This is a genomic window from Micromonospora sp. NBRC 101691 (genome assembly GCF_030269285.1).
GTDB lineage: Bacteria > Actinomycetota > Actinomycetes > Mycobacteriales > Micromonosporaceae > Micromonospora > Micromonospora echinospora.
In genome coordinates this window covers 119,723-140,018 of record NZ_BSTB01000006.1, presented here as the reverse complement: position 1 = coordinate 140,018, position 20,296 = coordinate 119,723, and the positions used below count along the sequence as shown (strand labels likewise).

Here is a 20,296-nt window from a genome sequence, read left to right as displayed (position 1 = left end):
ATGAGCGGGAACGCGGTCGAGATCTGCGATCTCACCCGGGTGTACCGGGGCGCGCGGGGCGAGCCCCGTACCGCCCTGGACCGGCTCACCCTGAGCATCGGCCGGGGTGAGATCCACGGGCTGCTCGGACCGAACGGCGCGGGCAAGACGACCCTGTGCAAGATCCTGTCGACGGTGCTGCTGCCCACGTCCGGCACGGCCCGGGTGGACGGTCACGACGTGGTGACCGACACCGCCGCCGCCCGGCGGCGCATCGGCATCGCCTTCGGCGGGGAACGCGGCCTGTACGGGCGGCTCACCGCCCGCCAGAACCTGATGTACTGGTCGGCGCTGTACCGCCAGCCCACCGCCTCCGCCAGGGTGCGGGTGGCCGCCCTGCTGGAGCGGGTGGGGCTGGCCGACCGGGCCGGCGAGCGGGTGGAGACGTTCTCGCGCGGGATGAAGCAGCGGCTGCACCTGGCGCGGGGCCTGGTCGGGAACCCGCAGGTGGTCATCCTGGACGAGCCGACCGTCGGCATGGATCCGGTGGCCGCCCGCGAGTTCCGGGTGCTGGTCGGCGAGGTCCGGGCCGAGGGGCGCACCGTCCTGCTCACCACGCACGACATGGCCGAGGCGGAGGCGGTCTGTGACCGGGTGTCGCTCGTCGACGGCGGACGGCTGGTCACCACCGAGGACCCGCGCACCATCGGCGGCTGGCTCTCCACGTACGAGCGGGTCACCGCCGAGGGCGTGCCGGCCCGCACGGTGGAGCTGCTGCGGACCGTGTCCGGGGTGGTGAGCGTCAGCGTGCTGCCCAGCGGGGTGGTGCGGGTGGAGACCGACGCGCCCGGCGCGGCCGGCGAGGTGCTACGGATCCTGGTCGACGCCGGGGTCACCCGGCTCTCCACCGGCCGGCCGTCGCTGGAGGAGGTCTACCTGCACGTGGTCGGGGACCGGGGGCTGGGGATCCGTTGATCGCGTTGTTCTGGGCGGCGGTCCGGTTCCAGGTGAACCACGTGTGGCGGTCCGTCAACGACCTGATGGTGCTGGTGACGTTGCCGCTGTTCACCATCGCCTTCCTGGCGGTGATGGTCGAGTCCGGCCGCCGCGACCTGGCCCCGTACGCGATCGTCGGGTCGGGCGCGATGTCGCTGTGGTCGATGGCGGTGAACATCTCGGGCGGCACCATCGAGGGCGACCGGCGCAACGGCATCCTGGAGGCCGCGGTCGCCACCCCCGCGCCGCTGGTGGTCGTGCTGCTCGGTCGGATCACCGCGGTCACCGTGATCAGCCAGATCGGGTTGGTCGAGTCGGCCATGGTGGGCTGGGCGGTGTTCGGGGTGACCGTCGAGATCCACCATCCGCTGGTCTTCCTGCTCACCGTGGTCTGCACCACCGCCGCCGTGGTGGGCACCGCGACGGCGCTGGCCGGGGTCTTCGTGCTGGGCCGGTGGGCGCTGACCCTGAAGAGTTCGCTGACGTACCCCTTCTACGTGCTCGGCGGTGCGCTCGTCCCGGTCACCTTCCTGCCGGAGTGGTTGCAGCCGCTGACCAGGGTGGTCTTCCTCTCCTGGTCCGCCGAGCTGCTGCGGGACTGTCTCGCCCCGGCGGCCGTGCGGGACGTGCCGGCCCGGCTGGCGGTCCTGCTCGTCCTGGGCGCGGCCGCGTTCGCGGTCGGCTACTGGACGATCGAGTGGATCATGAGACGGCTCCGGAGCACGGGAACGGTGGGGTACGCGTGAGCGGCATCCTCCGTGACCATCTCCGGGTCCTGCGGTACGCGGTGCTCAGCGCCCTGGCCGACCTGCGGGCCATCTACACCTGGCGGTCCTGGACCTTCATCTGGCTGGTCCGCATCCTGTGCCAGGTGAGCCTCTTCGCACTGCTGGGCCGGCTGCTCGACGCCCCGGACAAGGTGGGCTACCTGATCGTCGGCAACTCGGTCTTCATGGTGGCGAACACCGCGATCCAGGTGGTCAACTCGACCTCCTGGGAACGGCTGCTCGGCACGCTGCCGCTGCTGGTGGCGTCCCCGACCGGCCCGTTCACGGTGTTCGCCGGCCGCAGCATGCTGTGGCTGCTGGACGGCATCGGCGTCGGCGCGCTCTCGCTGTTCCTGCTCTCCCCCGCCTTCGGAGTGCCGCTGCCGATGCCGACCGCCCTGCTCGCCGTCCCGCTGATCGTGCTCGTCGGGGTGTCGACGTACTGCTTCGGGCTGCTCCTGGGTGCGTTGGCGCTGCGGACCGTGTCGCTGCGTGCCCTGATCGCGAGCCTGGGCGGGCTCTGCCTGATGGTGCTCACCGGCGTGCAGGTGCCGACCACCTTCTGGCCCGCGCCGGTCTCCTGGCTGGCGGAGGTGCTGCCGCTCACCCACGGCCTGGCGGCCGTACGCGACCTGCTGGCGCAGGGGCCGACCGCCGGGGTGGCCCGGCTCGCGGTGACCGAGTCGGTCATCGCCGCCGGGTGGCTGGTCGTGGCGGCGCTGGCCTTCCGGCACTACGACCGCAGCGGACGCCGGGAGGCGTCCGTCGACTTCACCGACTGACACGGAGAACAAGTGATCATCTGGCTCAACGGACCGTTCGGGGCGGGGAAGACCACGCTCAGCGAGAAGCTGGCCGCGCTGCTGCCGGGCAGCCTGGTGGTGGACCCCGAGGAGGTCGGCTTCGCGTTGCGCCGGCTCGTGCCGGCCCCGCCCACCGGTGACTTCCAGGACCTGCCGATCTGGCGGAGCCTGACCCGGTTCACCCTGACGGAGATCCGCCGGCTCTACGGCAGCACGCTGATCGTGCCGATGACCCTGGTCGTCCCCGCCTACCTGACGGAGATCGTCGGCGGGCTGGTCGACGGCGGCGAGGACGTCCGGCACGTCTGGCTGGACGTCGACGAGCGGATCCTGCGGTCCCGGATCACCGCCCAGGTCATCGACCCGACCGACCCGGTGCACGACGCGGAGGTCCGCCGGTGGCGGCTGGACCAGGTCGACCGGTGCCGGGCGGCTCGGACGCACCTGCCGGACGGCACCCGGTTCCTGGACTCGGGCGTCACCGACCCCGACACCCTGGCGGCGGAGATCACCGACTGGGTGACGGCCGGCAGACACCACTAGCGAAGGAGCGGACCTGATGGTCGACGTTCTCGACGACGGCGGGCCGGAGGCGGTCACCGCGCCCGGTGCCCGGGACACCCTCGTCCCGATCGGTCGGAACTGGGGCCTGTGGCCGGTCGTCCTCCTGCGCTCCGCCGGTCACGCGGCGGAGCAGCTGCGGGACTTCCTCGCCGCGGCCGAGGAGCAGCAGCACACCGGGAGCGGGCTGCGCGAGGTGGTCGAACGGTTCGCCACCGACCCGTGGCTGCTGGAGGCGATGTGCTGGCAGAACCCGACCATCGTCAACTCCTGGCTCGGCCGGTACGCCACCGAGGGGGTCGGCGGCACCAAGCGCCCCACCTACTACCGGGGCAAGCTGCTCACCCTCGGCGTCTACCTCCAGCGCTACGCGACGCGGAACGAGACCATCGGATTCTTCGGCCCGATCGCCTGGGCCCACCTCGATCCCGGCCGGGACCTGCTCGTCGAGGTCGGCGGGAAGGGGGAACGGGTCCGGCACACCACGTACTTCGAACCGTGGGCGCTGACCGCGCTCGCCCGCGCCTGGGAGGCCGACCCGGAGGTGCGGTGGCACCTGCCGGTCGTCGTCAACCAGGCCGGGGCGCTCCGGGACGACACGTTCGTCCGCCCCCGGCGGGGACCGCACCCGCTCACCGGCGACCAGCGCCTGGTGCTGCGCCACCTGGGTGGTTCGGGGTACGCCGACGAGCTGCTCGACGCGGTACGCGCCGCCGACGGGCCGGAGTGGGACCGGGCCCGGCTGACCGGCGTGCTCGACGCGCTCCAGCGCGCCGAGTGTCTGCACTGGGGCTTCGACGTCACGGTGGTGGGCGGGTCCGAGGAGGTCCTCGACGCCCAACTGGCGCGCGTGCCGGAGGGGCCGCGTGGCCGCCTGCGGGACGACCTGCACCGGCTGAGCCGGCTGCGGCGGGACGTCTGCGACGCCGCCGGTGACGCCACCGCGGTCTGGCGGGCCACCAACGCCCTGGCCGAGTCGTTCGAGACGATCTCGGGGGTGGACCGCTCGGTCCAGAAGCGGGTCAACCCCGACTGCCGGGAGCTGCTCTACCACGACGTCACCGTCGACTGGGACGCGACTCTCGGCGCGCGGGCGGTCGCGGGGCTGGCGGGTCCGCTGGAACTGCTCATGGAGACCTGCCGGTACGCCAGCTGGCGGTTCGCCACCGGGATCGAGGAACGGGCCCGGGTGGCGCTGCGCCGGGACCCGTCCCTGGAGGCGGTCTTCGACGAGTTGCTGCCGGAGCTGAACGACCGCCGCCCCGGCCGGGTGGTCCGGGACGTCATGGCCGAGGTACGGCAGATCGTCGCCGACCTGCTGGCGGCGGAGCCGGGCGTCGAGGCGCCGGACGGGTCGCTGGTGTACCGCAGCGCCGCGCTGCGCGAGCGCTGGCGGACGGCCTTCGCGGCGCCCCGGGCGGGCTGGTCGGCGGCCGAGCTGCACAGCACGGACATCATGCTCGCCCAGCGGGGTGACGAGCACCTGTGGGTGCTGGGCGAGCTGCACACCACGATCAACCCGCTGGACTACCGGTTCTGCCTGGAGAACCAGCCCGAGCCGGGCCGGTTGGAGGCGCTGATCGACGCGGCCACCCCGCCGGACCGGTTCATCGCGGCCGTGCCGCCCACCCCGCGCCTCTCCCCCCGGACCGCCCCGCCACCGGCGGCGTACCTGCCGGAGAAGCACCGCTACTGGACGTTGTGGCCACGGACGTCGATGCCGGCGGCGGTGCCGAAACTGTCCTGCGTGGACCTTCGGGTGGCCGAGCGGGACGGCACGGTGGTGGTGCTCGACGCCACCGGGCAGGTGGTGACCCGGCTGACCGAGTTCCTCGGCGAGTTCCTGTCGTTGGCGCTCTACAACACGCTGTCGCTCTTTCCCGACGCCGACCGGTCGCCCCGGGTCCGCATCGACGACCTGGTGGTGCAGCGCGCGTACCGGCGGATCCCGGTGCGGGAGTTCGCGCCGCTGCTCTCCGCGCCGCCCAGCCGGGTGGAGATGGCCGGCTTCCTCCGCGCGCGGGGGCTGCCCCGCTACTCGTTCGTCCGGGTGCCGGGCGAACCGAAACCGGTCTTCTGCGACGCCCGGAGCTGGGTCACCACGCACAACGTGGTCCGTCTGGTCCGTAAGGTCGCCGACCGGCCGGAGGCGATGGTCAAGGTGCAGGAGATGCTGCCCGACTTCGACGACCTCTGGCTCACCGGTCCGGACGACCGGACCCGGACCAGCGAGTTCCGGTTCGTCCTCCAGGACCTCCAGCGGGCGGGAGGCGACGGTGTCCGCTGAGACCGTCCCGGTACGGGAGCAGCCGGGGGCGGGAGCCCGGGGTTCCCTCGTCCCGGTCGGCCGGAACTGGGGCATGTGGCCGATCGTCCAACTGCGTTCCGCCGGCTGCCCCGCCGAGCGGCTCCGGGAGTTCCTCTCCTCGGCCGAACAGGCGCGGCACGACGGGGGCGGGCTGCGCGAGCTGCTCGCCCGGTCCGCCGGTGACCCCTGGCTGCTGGAGGCGTTGTGCTGGCAGAACCCGGACATGGTCAACCGGTGGCTGGGCCGGTACGCCACCGAGGGCGTGCCCGACTCCCGGACGCCCTACTACTACCGGGACAAGCTGCTGATCCTCGGGTCCTACCTCCAGCGCTACACGACGAAGAACGAGACCATCGGATTCTTCGGCCCGATCGGCTGGGCCCACGTCGACCGGGACCGCGACCTGGTCGTGGAGGTCGCCGGGCGGGGCGAGCGGGTCCGGCACACCGCCGACTTCGAACCGTGGGCGCTGACCGCCCTGGCCCGGGCGTGGGAGGCCGACCCGGAGGTCCGGTGGCACCTGCCGGTCACCGTCGACCAGGCCGGGCTGCTCCGGGACGACACGTTCGTCCGCCCCCGACGGGGACCGCACCCGCTCACCGCCGACGAGCACCTGGTGATGACGTGCCTGGGCGAGGTCGGGCACGCCGACGAGCTGCTCGGGACCGTCCGCGCGGCCGGCGGCCCGCACTGGGACCGGCGACGGCTGACCGACGTGCTCGACACGCTCCAGCGCGCCGGGTGCCTGCACTGGGGCTTCGACGTGCCGATGGTCGGCGGCTCCGAGGCGCTGCTCGACGCGCAGCTGGCCCGCCTGCCGGTGGAGCCGGGCCACCGCCTGCGGGAGCAGCTGCGCGATCTGACCCGGCTACGTCGCGACGTCCGCGCCGCCGCCGGTGACGCCACCGGGGTCTGGCGGGCCGGCAACGCGCTGGCCGAGTCCTTCGAGGCGGTGGCCGGCGTCGACCGCTCGATCCGCAAGCGCATCAACCCGAACAGCCGGGAGCTGCTCTACCACGACGTCACCGTGGACTGGGACGCGACCGTCGGCGCGCGGGCCGTGGCGGAGCTGGACGGCCCGCTGGAGATGCTGATGGAGACCTGCCGGTACGCCAGCTGGCGGCTGGCCGCCGGGATCGAGGACCGGGCGCGCGCGCTCCTGCGGCGGGACCCGTCGCTGGAGGCGGTCTTCGACGACCTGCTGCCCGAGCTGGACGACCGTCGGCCGGGTCGAATCCACCGCGGCGTCACGGCCGAGATCCACGGGATGGTCGCCGACCTGCTGGCGGCCGAACCGGGCGCCGAGGCGTCGGACGGCTCCCGGGTCCACCACAGTGCCGCGCTCCGCGAGCGCTGGCGGGCGGCCTTCCGGGCGCCCCGCGCCGGCTGGTCGGCGGCGCGCACGCACAGCGCGGACGTGATGCTCGCCCGTCGGGGCGACGAGCACCTGTGGGTGCTGGGCGAGGTGCACGCGACGGTCAACCCGCTGGACTACCGCTTCTGCCTGGACAACCAACCCGAGCCGGGCCGCTTGGAGGCCCTGGTCGACGCGGCCACCCCGGCGGAACGCTTCGTGCCCGCCCTCCCGCCGACGCCCCGGCGCTCGCCCCGGACCGCGCCGCCGCCGGCGGCGTACCTGCCCGGGAAGCACCGGTACTGGACGTTGTGGTCACGCACGATGCTGCCCGCGTCGGTACCGAAGCTGTCCTGCGTCGACCTGCGCGTCGCCGAGCGGGACGACACGGTGGTGGTGGTCGACCGGACCGGACGGGCGGTGGCCCCGCTGACCGAGTTCCTCGGCGAGTTCCTGTCCCTGGCGTTCTACAACGTCCTGTCGCTCTTCCCCGACGCCGACCACTCGCCCCGCGTCCGCATCGACCGGCTGGTGGTGCGCCGCGAGGGCTGGCGCCTGCCGGTGCGGGAGTTCGCGCCGCTGCTGAAGACGTCGCCCACCAAGATCGACCTGGCCGGCTTCTTCCGTGCGCGGGGGCTGCCCCGCTACTCGTTCGTCCGGGTGCCGGGCGAGCCGAAGCCGGTCTTCTGCGACGCGACGAGCTGGGTCACCGGGTACAACGTCGTCCGGCAGCTGCGCAGGGTCGCCGACCGGCCGGAGGCGATGGTCGGGGTGCAGGAGATGCTGCCCGACTTCGACGGTCTCTGGCTCACCGGGCCGGACGGCCGGACCCGGACCAGCGAGTTCCGATTCGTCCTACAGGACCTGAGCGATACGGAGGACGCCGATGTCCGGTGAGGTCGTGTCCCTTCAGGAGGAGTCGTGGCTGGGCTCCCTGGCCGGGCAGCCGTACGGCTCGCCGACCGTGGTCTCCTCGGCCTGGGAGGTGACCGGGCCGCTCGACCGCCGGGCGCTGGAGGCGGCGCTGCACGGGGCGGCCGAACGCCACGACGTGCTGCGTCGCGGCTATCCGTCGACCGGCGCCCGGACCGTCGACGAGGCCCGCGTGCGGTGGGAGGTCGTACCGGAGGGGCCGGAGGAGGACGTCCGCCGGGAGATGCTGGCGGCGCTGCGGCAGCGCTTCGTGCGGGACGACCCGCCGCTGTGGCGGGTGGTGCTGACCCGGCTCGGACCGGACCGGCACCTGTTGGGGATCGCGCTCGACCACCTGGTCATGGACGGACTCTCCATCGGGCTGGTGCTGCGCACCGTCACCGACCTGTACGCCGCCGCCGTCGCCACCCCGGACCGGCGACTCGCGCCGCAGGCGCCCGCCCGGCCGTACGCCGACTTCGCGGCCGGGCAGCGGGCCGCACTGGCCGGCGCCTGGGGCGAGCGGCGGGCCGCGTACTGGCGGGGTGTCCGGGAGGAGTCGGGGCCGTACCCGCCACGCTGCCCGTTCGGCGACCCGGACGCCGGCAACGGGCCCGCCGTGGAGCTGCGTCGGCACATTCCCCCCGAGGTCGCCGGGCCGATGACGGCCACCTGGGCGGCGCACGGCGTGACCGAGTTCGCCCTGGCCGCCGAGGCGCTGCTCCAGGCGTTCAGCGAGGTGTCCGGGGTGGCGCACACCGGCCTGGTCACCAACTCGCACGGCCGCTGCCTGCCGGGCTACCTGCGCACGCCCGGCCTGTTCTCGCACGGCATCCCGGTGCACCGCGCCCCGGCCGGGGACGGGACGCTGGCGGCGCGGGTCGGTGCGCTCCAGGACCGGCTGTTGGAGACCGTCGACCACGCGTTGCCGCTGCGTCCGGTCGACCGGATCTGGCAGGAGGGTCTGGTCGACAACGGGCCGGTGGCCCAGTGCGTGCTCGGCGTCTACACCGCCCGCCCGGAACGTGACCTGCACCTGGCCGGGCTGGGCATGCGCTGGATCGACCTGTACGCCGCCGTCGGCGAGCCCATCTACCCGACGCTCGGCACGACCTGCTTCGTCGACTGGGTGCGCAACGCGCGCGGGGTGCACCTGACCGCACAGGTCAACCCGGCGGCCTTCGACGCCGACGGGATGGACCGGGTGCTGGGGCGGACGGTCGACCTGGTCCTCACCGGCGGCTGAGGCGGCCGGACGCTCGGGCGCCGGGACCGGCCCGGGCACGCGGTGATCGCGTACCCGGGCCGGTGAACACCACCCCGGCTGGCCCTCAGGGCACAGCTACGGGCGTCTGTCGGGTCAGGACCTGCCGGCCGCGTCGCGGCGGTCGTCGTGCATGCCGGCCGCGGACAGCGCGCCGCCCTGGATCATGTAGAAGCACCCGCTGAGTCCGGTGAAGGTGGTCTGGATGCCGGTGACCGACCGGCTGGCGACGACACCGGAATATGTCGTCTCCGAATTGTTGAACGTGAAGGTCAGCATTCCGGCGACGGAGACCCACGGCCCCGAGTAACCGGAGCCGTCACTCCACGTTCCATTGGCGTTGAAAACGATCGGGCTGGTGCTGTAGCTGCCGTCGCAGTACCAGTCGAAAGCGAGGGTCCAGTTGCCCGGAACCGCCTGGACACCGACCCCCTGCGCGAAGACACCAGCAGGCACCGCCGCCGCGTTCTTGCTGGTGACCGCAGATGGCTTGGCGGTGGCCACGGCGGTGAACGCTCCCACGCCGACGACCGCCAGCAGCAGGCTCAACGCGCCCGCGAGAATCGCCCGACGACGCCGAGGTGAATGCGAGAATTGCTCAGTCACGGTTGCTCCCTTCATTGTTCGTGCGACCTGACCAGTGGCGTCGATGCTACGAACAGGGCGAGATCAGCAATTCCGGAATGTCAATAACCTGTCCTCTCCCGGCTGTCGACTGGCTTCCTCAGCAGGTAGGGACTCGGCCCTTCGAAGCGCGCAAGCCAGTACATAGAACCCAAAAGGGAGACAGGTGGGGCGGCTCAACGGGGCGGACGGAGCACGCTGCGCACGGTCGGCGTGGACGGCACCCGCTCCGGCACGATGGTGAACGCGGCCCGCGCCCGGTCCACCGGCACCGGCCCGGCACCCCGGTGGTGCACCTGCGCCAGGGGCTCACCGGCGACGACCCGGTCACCGACCCGCTTGTGCAGGGTCACCCCGACGGCGTGGTCGATCGGCGCGCTCTTGACCTGCCGGCCGGCCCCCAACCGCAGCGCCAGCGTGCCGATCGCGCGGGCGTCGACCGCCCGCACCCAGCCGCTGCGCTCCGCGGTCACCAGGTCGGCGTGCGGGGTGGCGGGCAGCCGTCGCGGATCGTCCACCACGGCGGGATCCCCGCCCTGGGCGGCCACCCAGCGCCGGAACGCCGCGCGGGCCCGGCCGTCGGCCAGCACCGCGCGGACCTGCTCGCGGGCCCGGTCCTGGTCGGTCTCGGCACCGGAGAGCAGCACCGCCTCGGTGGCCAGGGTGACGCACAGCTCGGTGAGCCCCGGCACCTCCGATCCCCGGAGCACGTCCACCGCCTCCCGGATCTCCAGGGCGTTCCCCGCCGACCAGCCCAGCGGCTGGTCCATGTCGCTGATCACGGCATGGCAGCGCAGCCCGAACGCGGCCCCGATCTCGATCATCAGGGTGGCCAGTTCGGTGGCGCTGGCCAGGTCGCCGGTGAGCGCGCCACCGCCGAACTTGACGTCGAGCACGACGCCGTTCGTCCCGGCCGCGATCTTCTTGCTCATGATGCTCGCGGCGATCAGCGGCAGGCTCTCGACGGTCCCGGTGACGTCGCGCAACGCGTAGGTGGCCCCGTCGGCGGGGACGAGACGCGCCGACTGCTCGACCACGACCATGCCGACCTCGGCGAGCACCGTCCGGATCCGGTCGGAGTCGAGGCCGACCCGCAGACCCGGGATGGCCTCCAGCTTGTCGAGGGTGCCACCGGCGAAGTCCAGCCCCCGGCCGCTCATCTTGGCCACCGGGACACCCAGCGCCGCCAGCGCCGGCGCGACGACCACTGTGGTCTTGTCGCCCACGCCGCCGGTACTGTGCTTGTCGACGACCCGGTCGAACCCGCGCAGGTCCAACCGTTCGCCGCTGTCGACGTACACCCGGGTGAGCGCGACGACCTCGTCGAAGTCCATGCCCCGACAGGCCACCGCCATCAGCCACGCCGCCATCTGGTAGTCCGGCACGTCGCCCCGGACGTAGCCGTCGACCACCAGGGCGATCGCCTCCGCCGGGAGCCGCTCGCCGCGCCGTTTCGCGGCGATCACGTCCAGCACGCCGAGTGTCATCGGACTGCCTCCTGTTCTCGTGCGTCCAGTGCCCGGCGCAGGAACCGCAGGTTGTCCCGCAGTTCGGTGGCCGGCACGGAGATGTTGAGCCGGATGCCGTACCGGTCCGGGTAGAGCCGCTGCCAGTGCGCGGGATCCGCCCCGAAGAGGTAGTTCGGGTTGACCTTCAGTCCGGCGCGCCCGAGCTGGTTGACCCAGCGGGTCCACGCGTCGGGTGAGGTGAACGGCCGGGTCAGCCAGCGGAACGTGGAGTAACCCGCCACCGGCCGGGCCGCCCCGGTCAGCGGCGCGAACAGTCCGGACCCGTCGAGCAGGTCGATGTTGCGGGCGAAGTGCGCGGTCGCCGTCTGCATCTCCGCGAGGAACGCCGTCTCCTCCTCGTGGTCGAGGAACGGAACCCCGTGCCGGTCGAACATCTCCCGCAGCCGGGCGGCCGTCCGCTCCCGGTCGACGGGCGCGGCGAGGGCGAGCAGGAGCAGCCCGAGGTGCACCGCCGCCACCAGCGCGACCGCGGCGTTCACCGAGTAGCCCCGCTCGAACCGGACCGCGGTGGCGAACTCGACGAACCCCGGTTCGGTGCCGGCGACGAAGCCGACCCGGAGGCCGGGGACCGACAGGTCCTTGGACGGCGTCATGCAGAGCAGCCACCGGGGGTACGCGGTCATCTTGCGGTGCAGCACCGCGCGGAAGTCGTCGACGCGGCCGAACTGCGGCAGCGAGAAGGGCACGTCGATCAGGGCGAGGTCGTCGGCACCGACCGGCGGCGGGGGCCACAGCCAGGACCCGAGCACGCCGTTGGGCGCGACGTCGACCAGCAGACGCCGCCGCCCCGCCGGGATCGGTCGGTCGAGTTGCCCGTCGGTGCCGTAGTAGACCGGCTCGACCGCGCCGTAGCGGGACAGCGAGTGCTCGAAGGAGTAGTAGTTGGGGATCGGCAGCACCGGCTGCACGCCCCGGTGCGCGGCGTACTCGCAGGCGACGCTGATCGCCTCGGTGCTGCCGTGGAAGAGCACGACCTGCTCGGCGGGGAGCGGTTCGATGTCCAGGTACCAGCCGAGGAGCTCACCGACGAGGGTCCGGGCGGGAACCAGTCCGGCGTCGTCGTACTCGACCACCCGGTGGGCGACGACGTCGGCGTAGAGCCGGCTCAGGCACCGGGTGACCGAGGCCGGCACCGGTCGGCGGTTCACCCCGTAGCCGAGCTGGCGGCACGGGCCGGTGACGCCCGCCCGGATGGTGCGGTAGTACCGGACGCACGGCACGTCCGGGAAGCCCGCGGCGTTGAGGTGCGACGTGGACAGTGTCGCCTACCTCGGGTCGTCGACCCGGCCGGCGGCGACCGGTGCCGGCAGCACGGCGGCCGGACCGCACACCTGGTCGAAGGCGGTCAGGAGCGTGTCGGCGAGCTGTTCGGTCTCGGCCGCGGTGAGGGTCAGCGGCGGAATGACCATCACGCAGGGACCCTGCTGGCGGACCAGCAGACCACCGGCGCGGGCGCCGAGCAGGACCGCCGAGGCCGTCTCGGGGCTCGCGGTCTCCACCGTGACCACCAGGCCGAGACCCCGCACGTCCACCACGTCCGGGTACGCCAGCAGCGGGTCGAGCCGGTCGAGCAGCCGCGCTCCCCGGGTCGCCGCGTTGGCGACCAGGCCCTCCTCCGCCACCACGTCGAGGACGGCCAGCGCGACGGCGGCGGCGACCGCGTGCCCGCCGGTGGTGTGCCCGTAGCGCAGTCCCCGCAGCAGCGGCTCGGCGTGGAACGACTGCTTGATCGCGTCGGTGGTGGTGACCGCGCCGAGCGGGACGTAGCCGCCGCTGATGCCCTTGCTCGTCGTGACGATGTCGGGGGTGGTCCCGTCGTGGTCGAAGCCGAACATGCGTCCGGTGCGGCCGAAGCCGCAGAACACCTCGTCGACGACGAGGAGCGTGCCGTACTGGTCGCACAGCGCCCGGATCCGGGCCAGCAGTCCGGGCGGCAGGACGATGCCGCCGCCGACGTTGAGCAGCGGTTCCACCAGCACCGCGGCGGGTGGCGGGCCCGCCGCGAACGCCTCGGCGAAGCGGGCGGCCAGCGTTGCGCCGTCGGCGGCGGTCCGCGCCGAGCGCGCGGTGCCGGGCAGCGCCACCCGGTGGACCGGGAACGGGTCGGCCCAACCGCTGTGGGTGTAGGGCAGGCCGGAGAGCGCGAGCGCCAGCGCGGTCGAACCGTGGTAGCCGGTGGCGAAGGTGACCACGCGGTCGCGGGGCTCACCGACGTTGCGCCAGTAGTCCAGGGCGATCCGGACGGCGGCCTCGGTGGCCTCCGAGCCGCTGTTGACCAGCAGGGTCTGCCCGAGGCCGCCGGGCAGCAGCGCGGCCAGCCGTTCGGTGAGCCGTTCGGCGGGCGGATGGGCGGCGTTGACCAGGTCGTAGTGCGCCAGGCGGGCCATCTGCCGTCGGGCGGCCTCGATCAGCCGGGGATGGCCGTGGCCGCAGGAGGCGTTCAGCGCACCGGCGATCCCGTCCAGGTACCACACGCCCTCGGTGTCGCGCACCCGGTTGCCCTCCCCCTGCACCAGGGTCAACGGGTGGGCCGGGCTGGCGACGGGCGACCAGGGCCGCCACATGTGACTCGCGAACATTGCGTGCACCCCTGTTCCTGTCCTACCGGCCGAGGAGGTCGTGCAGACGTGGCACCAACCCCCACAGGTCGTTCCGGTACTCGAAGGCGTTCACCGCGCCACCCGGTGGCCGGGCCGCGAGGGTCTCGGTCAGCGCGTCGGCGAGCGTCTCCGGGGAGGGCTCGTCGAGCACCCGCCCCGGGCCGTCGCGGCGGACCTCGTCCGCCGTCGCGCCGAAGCCGTCGACGATCATGGGTACCCCGTACAGCCTGCTGTCGCGGATGCGCAGGCGGACACAGGTGTCGTTCTCCACGCCCGGCCGGGCCACGCACACGAAGGCCCGCGCGGCGGTGAGGTACGCGTCGCGGTCCCGGTGCGTCACGGGTCGGCGCACCACCGTCACCAGGTCGGTCACGGCACGGTCGGCGATCCGCTTCTCCAGCGCCTCGACGATCTCCCGGGTGTCCGGGTGCGGTTGGCCGTAGAGGAAGGCGGCGGTGATCCGCAGTCCCCGACGGGCACAGAGGCTCACCGCGTCCACCAGCACGTACGGGTCGTAGAACGACCAGATGCCGCCGGTCCACAGGACGTCGGCGAGCGGCTCGGGCGTGGACCGCTCGGCGACCAGCCGGCTGTGCCGGCTGAAGCCGATCGGCACGGAGGTCACCAGGTGGTCGAGGGTCGCCGACCCGGTCAGGTCCCGCACGCCGACCCGGCCGGCGGTGACCAGGCTGGCCAGAACGGTGGCGCGTTCCACCCGGGAGCGGCAGATGAAGTGGTGGGAGGCCCGCACCTGCCGCTGGTACGCCTCGACGACCTCCCGGTACCGGTCCTCCGGGGCGTCCTGGCGCAGCAGCGACGGATAGGTGCCGTGCTCGATCGGCGGCGCGGTCTCCGAGACGATCAGCGGGCCGGCCTCGACCGCCTGGGCGAGCCGGTCGGCGTCGGCGACGTCGAAGAAGAAGACGGCGTCGGTGGCGTCCAGCAGGTCGCGCCACCGGTCGGCCCGTCGTTCGAGCCGGGCCCCGCCGAGGTGCATCGGGTCGGGCACGTCCGGGGAGTAGACGGTGACCGCGAACCCGTCGCTGAGGGTCTCGGCCAGTTCGGCGATCCGGACGGCGAGCCCGGACGCGGCGGCCTGGGACACCGGGTAGTCCCCGGCGTCGAAGAGCAGTCGCCTGCGTGCCCCGGTCACAGGTCGTCCACCCGGTTGACGTTGTGGAACCCGTCGACCAGCACGGCCGGCGAGTCGACCAGGGCGGCGGCGCCCGCGCCGACCACGATCCGGGGCAGCCCGTCCCGGTGGCGCGCCGCCGCGAAGACCGTCGCCCAGGCGGCGTTGAAGCCGGCGGGGTCCGGTGGCTTGTCCGCCGCGTGCTCGACGACCCGTACCGGGCCGTCGCCGCGCAGTCGCAGGGCGCCGTCGTTGGCGAGCCGGACCGGGTCGTCGATCATCGCCGCGAGCACCGCGTACGGGTGCCGGTCCAGCAGGTCGTACGCCTCGGCGAAGCGCTGGGCGACCGTGTCGCCGGTGACGACCTGGTCCGGCAGCACGACGGCCGTGGGGCCGGCGCACAGGGGCAGGGCCGCGGTGACCGCGCCCGCCAGGTCGGGGCCGTGCCGGTCGGTCTGGTGGACGAAGACGGTCTCGAAGACGTCCGCGTAGCGGGCCAGGTAGGCCACGGTGTCCGCCTTGTGGGGACGGATCACCACCACGAGCCGTACCCGGGCCCCGCGCCGCGTGGCGAAGTCCCGGACCGGAGCGAGGGCGTGGTCGATGATCGACTGGTCGTGGTCGATGCGGTGCAGTTCCTTGGGGTAGGGCGCGTCGAACCGGCGTTGCGCCCCGGCACAGGGGACGATCACCGTCAGCGTGGGCCGGGTCCGGCCCGCTCCGTCAGCGACCATGGCCGTCGGGCCGGTCGTGGCGGAGGAAGAACGGCTCGCCGAGGTTCTCGCGCAGCGCCGCCCGGCACGCGCCGGCCTCGTCCACCCGGCCCCGGCGGACCAGGTCGAAGACCTGCGCCAGCTCGGACATCGAGTCGGCGCGGGCGCCCTCGAAGGTCAGCTCGGCCGACCCGAGCCGGAGCGCCGGACGGCCGTCGAATCCGGGCAGGTCGGGGATGACGTTGACCCGCACCCCGGCCGTGGCCAGCCCCGCCGCGAAGCGCATGGGATCGAGCTCCGGGCCGGTGTCCACCCAGACCTGGTGGCAGTCGGTGATGTCGTCGGTGCCGACGACCACCTCGAAGCCGAAGGTGAGCAGTTCCGCGCCGAGCACCCGGGCGTTCTCCACCACCTGGGCGGCGTAGCCCGCGCCGAACAGCTCGAACTCGGCGGCGGCGAGGCAGAGCGAGAGGGTCTCGGCGAAGTGGTGACTGCTGATCGTCTCGAACTGGGTCCGGGCGATCAGGTCGGCGAGGTCGGCGTCCCGGGTGAAGAGCACACCCTTCTGCGGCCCGGGGAACGTCTTGTGGGTGGAGCCGCCCATGGTGTCCGCGCCGACGTCCAGCGGGTTGCGGTGCACGCCGCCGAGGACGAGCCCGAGGGTGTGGCTGACGTCGGCGTGGACGCGGGTGCGCGGGCTGACCTCCCGGACGGTCCGCACCACCCCGGCGACGTCGATCTCGGCCAGGCTGTTCTGGAGGTCCAGGTAGACCAGCGCCGGCCGGTGCTCCCGCAGGACGGCCCGCAGGCGCTCGTCGTCGACCGTCCCGCCGCGCTGGCCGACGGTCACCGGCCGGCGGCCGAGCCGCCCGATCACCGACGTGGTGGCGTAGTGCCCGCCGGCCGCCGGGTCGACGCTCACCACCACGTCGCCCGGTTCGCCACCGAACGCCATCAGGACGAGGAACATCGCGCTCATGCCGGAGACCGGCCGGACGTTGACCAGGGCCCCGCCGGCCAGCCTGGCGAGCGTGGGGATGCCGACGGCGACCTCGACGTCGGCCACGCCCTGCCCGCCCCGGAAGTTCCACTCCTCCTCGGCGAGTCGGGCGTTGAAGAAGTACCGGTTGTAGAAGTCGTACCGCAACGGAAGGCTCGCCAGCGGGGAGAGCCGGTTCTCGCTCGGCACCAGGTTGACGACCCGCCGGTTGACGTCGTCCTCGGCCCGCAACCGGTCGGCGATGCCGCCCAGCAGCCGGTGGCCGTCGGCCACCGCCGCGGCCTGCTGTCCCTGCATCGTGGACCCGGTCATCGAGGGCTGGTCCCGAACGTCGCGCGGAGCAGCTGACGGGGATGCGCGGCGCTGTCCTCGTAGCCCTGGCGCGCGTGCGAGACCCGGTCGTTGCGGACGATGAGGCACTCACCGGCGGCCAGCCGGGCGGAGAGCCGGAACCGGCCGTCGCCGCCGGCCTCCTGCCGGAGGAAGGCCAGCGCCCGGGCGAGGGCGTCCTCCTCACCGGCGGGCGCGATCCAGGTGGTGGTGCTGGGGACGTCGGAGTACCGGTTGACGATACCGCCGTCCGCGCGGACCACGAAGGCCGGGCCGTCGGTGTGCGCCCGCACCCCGCGCAGGGTGGACGAGCGTCGCAGCACCGTGGGCCGGGTCAGCACGGCCGCCGCCGCCGGATCGGTCTCCCGCAGCGCGTGGAACACCCCGATCGAGTTGAGCAGCAGCGACTCGCCACCCCGCACGGCGGGCCGTACGCAGTACATGAGCACCATCGGGACCTCCCCGGGACCGTCCAGGGTGCCGTCGACGTGGAACTCCTGGGCCGACCGGACCGCGAAGCCCGGATGGTCACCGGCGTCGTCCGCGCGGATGTCGGCGTACGGGCGGTTGAACTGCTCCGCCCCGGGCAGCCGGTACAGCGCGGGCACGTACGGGGCGCCGAGCGACCACGCTTCGGCGAGGAAGTCGATCGCCTCCTGGGGCGGCAGTTCCCCGGGCATCTCCGCGATGACGAACCCGTAGGTGTCGAGCCGGTCGCCGAGCTCGTCCACCCCTCGCCCGCTGCGGGCCACAGCCACCGGGCACGCGGCTGTGGCGTCTCGGTAGTCGACGAACAGCTGCTTCAACTCGCAGGGCCCTTTCTCGTTCCCGGCCGGGCCCACCCGGTCGGCGTCTCGGCGTCCGTCACGACAACGGCGGAGGTTGTCGACGGTCGGGCCGGATCGCGTGGACGCCAGCGGTCCGCGTCCGCCGTCACGGGACGTCGCGCACCTCGCCGCCACATGGGTCCGTGACGTCGCGGACCGGTTGTGCCTGTGCCACCACCGACCCCTCGTCGACCCAGCTCGGCTACATGGTGCCCGCGCCCCGGGTCGGTCGGTCCTGTCGTTTGTTAGTAGTGCGGCACCAGGCGACCGAGGGGTCGGGGAGCGAGGATCATGGCAGGTCCGGGCCGGGTACCGGCCGGGACGTCGTCGTCGGGGTGCCGCTCCTCCGCCGGGTCCCCCGTACCCTTGTCGGGGTGAGTATCGCCCCGACACCGACCGGTGCCCTCGACGGCCGCTTCGCCCGCGAACTCGCGGAGATGGCCGTCCCCTGGCAGGCCGAGGAGGCTCCCGATCCGCGGCTGCTCGTGCTCGACGAGCCGCTCGCCGTGCAACTGGGCCTCGACCCCGGGTGGCTGCGCAGCCCCGACGGCGTGCGGCTGCTGGTCGGCACCGCCGTCCCCGCCGGCGCGACCCCGGTGGCACAGGCCTACGCCGGGCACCAGTTCGGCGGATACTCGCCACGGCTCGGCGACGGACGCGCGCTGCTGCTCGGCGAACTCGTCGACGCGGACGGCCGCCTCCGCGACCTGCACCTCAAGGGCTCCGGTCGCACGCCGTTCGCGCGCGGCGGTGACGGCCTGGCCGCGGTCGGCCCGATGCTGCGCGAGTACGTCGTCAGCCGGGCCATGCACGCCCTGGGCATCCCCACGACCCGGTCCCTCGCCGTGGTGGCCACCGGTCGTACGGTGCACCGCGAGGCCCCGCTGCCGGGGGCGGTGCTCGCCCGCGTCGCCGACAGTCACCTGCGCGTCGGGAGTTTCCAGTACGCGCGGGCCACCGGCGACGTCGACCTCCTGCGCCGCCTCGCCGACCACGCGATCGCCCGGCACCACGCCGCTGCCGCCGGGGCCGAGCGCCCGTACCTCGCCCTCTTCGAGGCGGTGGTCGCCGCCCAGGCGTCGCTGGTGGCCCGGTGGATGCTCGTGGGGTTCGTCCACGGGGTCATGAACACCGACAACATGACGATCTCGGGCGAGACCATCGACTACGGCCCGTGCGCCTTCATGGAGGCCTTCGACCCGGCCACGGTCTACAGTTCGATCGACCACGGCGGGCGCTACGCCTACGGCAACCAGCCGACGGTCGCCGAGTGGAACCTCGCCCGGCTCGCCGAGGCCCTCCTCCCCCTCCTGCACGACGACGAGGATCGGGCGGTCGCCCTGGCGACGGAGTCACTGGGTGGTTTCCGTCCGCGGTACGACGCGGCCTGGTCCGCCGGGATGCGGGCCAAGCTCGGCCTGCCCGGCGACCTCGACCCGGCGGTCGTCGCGCCGCTGGTCGAGGAGCTGCTCGTCCTGCTGCGGGCGGGGCGGGTCGATTTCACGTCGTTCTTCCGCGCGCTCGCCGTCGCCGCCCGGGGCGAGGCCGGGTCCGCGCGCCGCCTGTTCCCCGACCCCGACCCGTTCGACGACTGGTCGACGCGCTGGCGTGCCCTGGGTCCGGACGCCGACGCGATGGACCGGGTCAACCCGCTCTACATCCCCCGCAACCACCTGGTCGAGGAGGCCCTCGCCGCCGCGACCGACGGCGACCTCGCGCCGCTCGAACGGTTGCTGGACGTCGTGGCCGCCCCCTACGACGAGCGCGCCGGCCTCGACCGCTACGCCGCTCCCGCCCCACCGGATTTCGGCGCCTACCGGACGTTCTGCGGCACCTGAGTCCCCGCACCGTACCGCTGGTCGGACATCGCCGAAGGGGACGGCCGGTTCACCCACCGGCCGGGGCCCTCGACGCCCATTCCTCGGCCAGGATCGCGAAGAGCAGTTCGTCGTGCCAGGTGCCGGCAAAGTGGACGCACTGGCGGAGGTGGCCCTCCTGGCGCATGCCGAGCCGGTGCAGCGCTCGGATCGACGCCGCGTTGCGTGCATTGGTCTGCGCGGTGACGCGGTTCAGCCCCAGCCGGGTGAAGGCGAGATCGAGCAGGGCCGACACCGTCTCGGTGGCGAAGCCGCGTCCCTGCGCCCGCGGGTGCAGGATCGCGCCCACCTCGCCCTGGCGATGCTCGACGCTCAGCCACCGCAGGTCCACCTCGCCGATCATGCGTCCGGTGGCCCGCTCTTCCACTGCCAGCACCAGCGAATCGTTCTCGCCGGACAGGGTGTTCATGCTGAGTCGTTGCGCGATGACGTGACGGGTCTGCTCGATGGTCGCTGGCGGCCAGTAGAGATAGCGGAGCACGTCCTCACAGGTCCGCAGGTCGTGGAGCGCGTCCACGTCGTCGGTCCGGAACGGACGCAGCAGCAGGCGGTCGGTCTCCAGGGGCTCGTCGATGCGGAGCATGGCCCCATGGTGTCCCGTCGCCGTCGACAGGGCAGGTGATTTTCCGTGCCCGCGTCCGCCCCGTCCCGACCCCGTCCGGTTTCGGCCCCACCGGCGTGGCACCGAGCCTGGTCGTCGGGCTCGCCGCCGGTGACGCT

At 73.4% G+C, this 20,296-nt stretch carries 17 protein-coding genes; 8 read left to right on the top strand and 9 right to left on the bottom strand.

Annotation, left to right across the window (positions count from 1 at the left end; genetic code table 11):
- From QSK20_RS12505 to QSK20_RS12475, 7 genes are read left to right on the top strand one after another with little or no spacing between them, the layout of a single operon-like run.
- Positions 1-954 (top strand): ABC transporter ATP-binding protein, encoded by a 954-nt coding sequence (locus QSK20_RS12505; RefSeq protein WP_285788773.1) that lies wholly within the window; start codon positions 1-3, stop codon positions 952-954.
- Positions 951-1,721, top strand: a complete 771-nt coding sequence (locus QSK20_RS12500; RefSeq protein ID WP_285788772.1) for an ABC transporter permease — start codon at positions 951-953, stop codon at positions 1,719-1,721. Before QSK20_RS12505 ends, QSK20_RS12500 begins: the two co-directional genes overlap by 4 nt.
- Positions 1,718-2,524, top strand: a complete 807-nt coding sequence (locus QSK20_RS12495) for an ABC transporter permease (protein ID WP_285788771.1) — start codon at positions 1,718-1,720, stop codon at positions 2,522-2,524. The genes QSK20_RS12500 and QSK20_RS12495 overlap by 4 nt, the downstream gene beginning before the upstream one ends.
- Positions 2,525-2,536: 12 nt before the next feature.
- Complete coding sequence (locus QSK20_RS12490) at positions 2,537-3,088, top strand: AAA family ATPase (RefSeq protein ID WP_285788770.1); 552 nt, start codon at positions 2,537-2,539, stop codon at positions 3,086-3,088.
- Positions 3,089-3,104: 16 nt separating this feature from the next.
- Complete coding sequence (locus QSK20_RS12485) at positions 3,105-5,393, top strand: lantibiotic dehydratase (protein ID WP_285788769.1); 2,289 nt, start codon at positions 3,105-3,107, stop codon at positions 5,391-5,393.
- Positions 5,383-7,665, top strand: a complete 2,283-nt coding sequence (locus tag QSK20_RS12480; protein WP_285788768.1) for a lantibiotic dehydratase — start codon at positions 5,383-5,385, stop codon at positions 7,663-7,665. Before QSK20_RS12485 ends, QSK20_RS12480 begins: the two co-directional genes overlap by 11 nt.
- The gene (locus tag QSK20_RS12475) at positions 7,655-8,926 is read left to right on the top strand and encodes a condensation domain-containing protein (RefSeq protein WP_285788767.1); all 1,272 of its coding nucleotides are present in this window, start codon (positions 7,655-7,657) and stop codon (positions 8,924-8,926) included. The genes QSK20_RS12480 and QSK20_RS12475 overlap by 11 nt, the downstream gene beginning before the upstream one ends.
- 114 nt (positions 8,927-9,040) lie before the next feature.
- On the opposite strand, the gene QSK20_RS12470 is transcribed toward QSK20_RS12475, so the two are convergent.
- The 8 genes from QSK20_RS12470 to QSK20_RS12435 all read right to left on the bottom strand — a co-directional run bounded on the left by QSK20_RS12470 (position 9,041) and on the right by QSK20_RS12435 (position 17,603).
- Entirely contained in the window at positions 9,041-9,493 is a 453-nt protein-coding gene (locus QSK20_RS12470) for a hypothetical protein (protein ID WP_285788766.1), read from the bottom strand.
- Positions 9,494-9,744: 251 nt separating this feature from the next.
- The gene (locus tag QSK20_RS12465) at positions 9,745-11,055 is read right to left on the bottom strand and encodes a thymidine phosphorylase (RefSeq protein ID WP_285788765.1); all 1,311 of its coding nucleotides are present in this window, start codon (positions 11,053-11,055) and stop codon (positions 9,745-9,747) included.
- Positions 11,052-12,317, bottom strand: coding sequence for a PLP-dependent aminotransferase family protein (locus QSK20_RS12460; protein ID WP_285788764.1), 1,266 nt, complete (start codon positions 12,315-12,317; stop codon positions 11,052-11,054). The genes QSK20_RS12465 and QSK20_RS12460 overlap by 4 nt, the downstream gene beginning before the upstream one ends.
- Before the next feature lie 45 nt (positions 12,318-12,362).
- Positions 12,363-13,676 carry an aminotransferase family protein gene (locus QSK20_RS12455; RefSeq protein WP_285788763.1) on the bottom strand — a complete coding sequence of 438 codons (1,314 nt, stop codon included), beginning with the start codon at positions 13,674-13,676 and terminating at the stop codon, positions 12,363-12,365.
- Positions 13,677-13,698: 22 nt separating this feature from the next.
- Entirely contained in the window at positions 13,699-14,850 is a 1,152-nt protein-coding gene (locus tag QSK20_RS12450) for a hypothetical protein (protein ID WP_285788762.1), read from the bottom strand.
- A complete protein-coding gene (locus QSK20_RS12445; protein WP_285788761.1) occupies positions 14,847-15,563 on the bottom strand; it encodes a glycosyltransferase family protein in 717 nt (238 codons plus the stop codon). Before QSK20_RS12445 ends, QSK20_RS12450 begins: the two co-directional genes overlap by 4 nt.
- Positions 15,553-16,854 carry a PLP-dependent aminotransferase family protein gene (locus QSK20_RS12440; RefSeq protein ID WP_285788760.1) on the bottom strand — a complete coding sequence of 434 codons (1,302 nt, stop codon included), beginning with the start codon at positions 16,852-16,854 and terminating at the stop codon, positions 15,553-15,555. Before QSK20_RS12440 ends, QSK20_RS12445 begins: the two co-directional genes overlap by 11 nt.
- A complete protein-coding gene (locus QSK20_RS12435; RefSeq protein ID WP_285788759.1) occupies positions 16,851-17,603 on the bottom strand; it encodes a TauD/TfdA family dioxygenase in 753 nt (250 codons plus the stop codon). The genes QSK20_RS12440 and QSK20_RS12435 overlap by 4 nt, the downstream gene beginning before the upstream one ends.
- Positions 17,604-18,073: 470 nt before the next feature.
- On the opposite strand from QSK20_RS12435, the gene QSK20_RS12430 reads away from it, so the two are divergent.
- Entirely contained in the window at positions 18,074-19,537 is a 1,464-nt protein-coding gene (locus tag QSK20_RS12430; protein WP_285788758.1) for a protein adenylyltransferase SelO, read from the top strand.
- 49 nt (positions 19,538-19,586) lie between these two features.
- Here the strand turns inward: QSK20_RS12430 and QSK20_RS12425 are convergent, their stop codons facing one another.
- Entirely contained in the window at positions 19,587-20,159 is a 573-nt protein-coding gene (locus QSK20_RS12425) for a GNAT family N-acetyltransferase (RefSeq protein ID WP_285788757.1), read from the bottom strand.
- Between the last annotated feature and the right edge of the window lie 137 nt (positions 20,160-20,296).